Annotated in this window: 3 protein-coding genes; all 3 read right to left on the bottom strand. The window is 38.8% G+C overall.

The genetic code is table 11. From position 1 onward, the window contains the following. Window positions 1-141 precede the first annotated feature (141 nt). Genes DW205_RS21825 through DW205_RS21815 form a run of 3 tightly spaced genes read right to left on the bottom strand, consistent with a single transcriptional unit; the run spans window position 142 to window position 3702 of the window. Entirely contained in the window at window positions 142-1182 is a 1041-nt protein-coding gene (locus DW205_RS21825) for a tyrosine-type recombinase/integrase (protein WP_117852433.1), read from the bottom strand. Continuing rightward, window positions 1172-2491: a tyrosine-type recombinase/integrase gene (locus DW205_RS21820; RefSeq protein WP_118292429.1), complete on the bottom strand. Its 1320-nt coding sequence runs from the start codon at window positions 2489-2491 to the stop codon at window positions 1172-1174. The genes DW205_RS21825 and DW205_RS21820 overlap by 11 nt, the downstream gene beginning before the upstream one ends. Beyond that, window positions 2488-3702: a tyrosine-type recombinase/integrase gene (locus tag DW205_RS21815; protein WP_118292430.1), complete on the bottom strand. Its 1215-nt coding sequence runs from the start codon at window positions 3700-3702 to the stop codon at window positions 2488-2490. Before DW205_RS21815 ends, DW205_RS21820 begins: the two co-directional genes overlap by 4 nt. Window positions 3703-3834: the final 132 nt, after the last annotated feature.

Genomic DNA, 3834 nt, shown 5'->3' with positions numbered 1-3834 from the left:
TAAAAGTTATCCAAACCAAAATATTATCCCAACTTGACTTTTTATTGTATTGAATATCAGTAAATTGTTATATTTTAGTAGCAGATAATAAAGAGTGATTGTTCCATTATTCAAGAACAGTCACTCATTTATTACTAAGTATTATCTCAATCCAAGAACTGTTGCTAATGAATCTTTATTTCTGATTTTCTTATATTTCTTTTCAACGCCTAAAGTCAGATTGTCTTCCATAGAGCATAAAGCTTGTACCATTTGTTCTGATGAAACTCCTACGTATTTCATTGTCGTTTCGATGCTCTCATGCCCCAATAGTTTTTGTATCTGCGCCAAGTTTACACCGTCTTCCAACCAATGGGTAGCCCGTGCATGCCGAAAACTATGGCAATGAAAATCCGCAGGAATTTCAAGTAGCCCCTGAGACGCAATTCTAACATACATTTTCAACCGCTTGCTAATCGCTTCTGAAGTGATTTTTTTGTTTGCATGGCCATATATGGGGAAAAATACAAAATCAGAAGGTAACGGATTGGCCGGATGGAACAACTTCACATAATGTTTCAGTATTTTTACCATGCTGTTCAACAAATAAATGGTACGTTGTTTATTCCCTTTACCCAAAACAAGAATGTAACTTTTCGTTTCATCCAGGTGCAGTGCCGACAGCCTTAATGATAATATTTCATCTATTCTTGTTCCGGTACTATATAAAAGATTGAACAAGGCAAAATCCCTCTTACCTATCAATGTCCGTGTATTGATGCTTGCAAAAATCCGTTTGATTGTATCTTTTGTGATTACTTCCACTTGTTTTTTAGGTTGCTGCATTCTTTTTATTTCAGCGGCATCACAATCATATTTTATGAATTGGATTTTCTTGTGCGCAAGGAAACGGAGGAAATTTTTCAATATGGAGAGACGATGATTGCATGTTTGCGGGCTGCATTTTCTTACTTCTTTCAGCCACGCAATCCATTCTTCAATCCAGTCCTTACGGAAGCATTCCCCACAAATGGTATTTGAGGTGACTCCCTTCGAGGATTCAAGGAAATCTATATAGATTCCCATTCCCTCTCCGTATGATTTTAAAGCGTTATGGCTCAGATTCCTTATACACGGAAGATAAACCGTATGCCACTCATGGATGGCATCGGCGATAATTGAATGTTCTGCTTTAGTCTTCATATTCAAAATAGTCGTTTAAATCAGGTAAAAGTTCTTCATACCCACCTCCTGTCAGATTTTCCAACTGGTGTGCAAACAGCGGTACAAGCCTGTAATAATATAATGTGTTTTGAATGTAACGGTGTCCCATGGAACGGCTGAGATATAAGAGTTTGTCCATCCATTCAATGCCGCAGTGATCCCAACCGTTTATGTTCACGACCGCATAGTGACTGCGAAAATCATATGCTCTTGCGTGTGCCGTACTGACTTTCTTCCATACTTTCTTAAAACTTGCCGTTACCCATTCTCCGGAATATGGTTTGTCGTACTCGTTAGGAAAGAATATCTTTCTTCCGGGCATGAGATTTTCCATTTTGACATTATACATCTGCAATAGCGACCACATGGATTCGTGCAAGGCAACCCGATGTTTATCTATGCTCTTTGTGTATCTTATATTTATAACACCAGATTGCAAGTCCACGTCTTCTACTCTGAGCAGACGGGCTTCTGTTGTACGCATCCCTGTACTGTACAAAAGTCGGAAAAAGACCGGAACTTCCACTTTCATAAGCGCAGCCCTCATGTCACGGCAATTTATTGGAGGTTCGAGATTGTCCGCTTCATTAAAGAATCTTGCAAGCTCTTCTGGAGTAAACGGATGTGGTTCGAATGATGTGACATTGACTCTTGGAATGGTGGATGGAAGAGGAATATTTACGAAACCACGGCTATTCGCATATTTCAGAAATCCTCTGACACCTACAATTCTGTTATTGCATGACTTTGCGGATTCCGTTTTTTTCTTCTTGCAATAATCAAGGACAATTTCTTCTGTAAGAGCTTCGGCTGACGGATAATTATGGGCGCAGAAGTCATTGAAACGGCGAATCTTGTCCATTGTCCGCCTACTGAATTTTCCAGAGGCTCTTTTGTAAAGTTCATATTTCTTGACTATATGGGATATTGCGGAATAAGAGTATGGCTGTTCTGAAACAAGAATACGCTTTGGCTTAGGTGTGTATTTTATGTCCGGAGGATATGATGGCAATTTGAACGGTGCCCCATATTTCGACCGGATATAACGGATGAAGCGCCTCAAAATAATGCATCGGTTACGGTTTGTATAATAGCTTTCCTTATCTGTCCTTGATGCCCATCCGGAGATAATATCATCCGACAGCACTCCGCCATGATTCATACAGTACTTGGCGAAAGAGTTCAGGTATATGCGGGTTATATAGTCACATTTTCCGATACCAGAGATGAAATTGACATATTCAGACATCAAATCTGCAAATTGGGGTAGATGTGAATCTGTTTTCATTCGAACAACTCCTTTCTTATTGGATAACATTCAATATTGATTCCGCATTCTCTCAGATGAGGGATGTCAGCATCTATATATGGGACTATAGATGAAGAACAGATATGTCCTAAAATATGGCTGATGACCCTAATCTCGGTACCTTTACCAAGTAATTTAGAGGCGAGGTTGTGCCGAAATACGCTGACTCCACGCCCGGATTCACCTTTTCTAAGGTTTAGTTTCTCAAAGACTGTATTGACAATGGTGCCGATACTTTTGTTCTCCAACCTTTCTGTCGCATTCTTCTTGTTGGGAAACAGATACACGGATCCGGCCTCATTGTCCCGTTCATTACGTATGTAATCAAACAATGAGTTTCCAACATGAGGAAGAAGGGGCAACACTATCGGATTACCAGTCTTTTCCTGGACGAAGCTGACTCGTTCCTTCTTCCAATCTATGTCTGTCAATTTCAAGTTGGCAATGTCGCATCCTCTTATGCCAGTATATAAGGCCAATGAAACTATAGCTTTTTCCCTGAAAGTCAAAATATTGTTAGAGTCTGACAAAGCATTTTTTATCACATTGATTTCATCATCCTTAAGATAGTTGAAGTTTTTCCTTTCATATTTCAAATCAGGGAAATAACCTAATACTTTTTTCATGTCGTATAAATCCCCCAACTCTTTAAGGGCTGACGCTATGTGACCGCAATATGTCCTTGAACGCTTTTGCTGTTCTTCTTTAAGGAAAAAGGACAAAACATGTTCTTCTTTGATTTCATCCAATGAAGAGACGTGGAACTTTTGCATCTCAAAAAGGAACATTGTAACGGTATTGGTTTCCATTTTTACTGTGGACTTCTTTTTATGTTCTGCGGCACGTTTCCGGTAAATGTCTATAACTTTCTGAAAACTGGGGTTAAGCATATTATACCTGGAAGGATAGCATAACGGAACAAAGGACTTCTTGTCCGGGTAGTGCCCAAATTCATCATATGCTTGGATAGTACGTAAATGCATCATCCTAAGATCCAATGTCGCTTTTGTATATCCCCTTGTACGGATAAACTTTTCTGCAAATTGTTCATACGAATTAAAACATCCTTCATGTTCAAAAAGAAGTCTTAAAACAAATTTTACTCCTTTGATGTACTGAATGTCATAACCACGGGAAACGAGGTTGTCCAGTAACTTCTTCTGGCTTAATTTTAACTGTGCTATATTCATATTCTTCCTATTGGCTTTAGTGCCATTAGCAAAGATATAGGAATGTATTATCCAAACCTATTCATCCTATAACAGAATGATTTACAGAATAAAAAACTGTATTTTTAGGATAATGCTGGGGTTTGGATAACT

The organism is Parabacteroides sp. AM17-47 (assembly GCF_003434625.1).
In the GTDB taxonomy this organism is placed as follows: domain Bacteria; phylum Bacteroidota; class Bacteroidia; order Bacteroidales; family Tannerellaceae; genus Parabacteroides; species Parabacteroides distasonis.
Note: the sequence above shows the minus strand (reverse complement) of the source record. Positions and strands in the feature narration are given on the sequence as shown.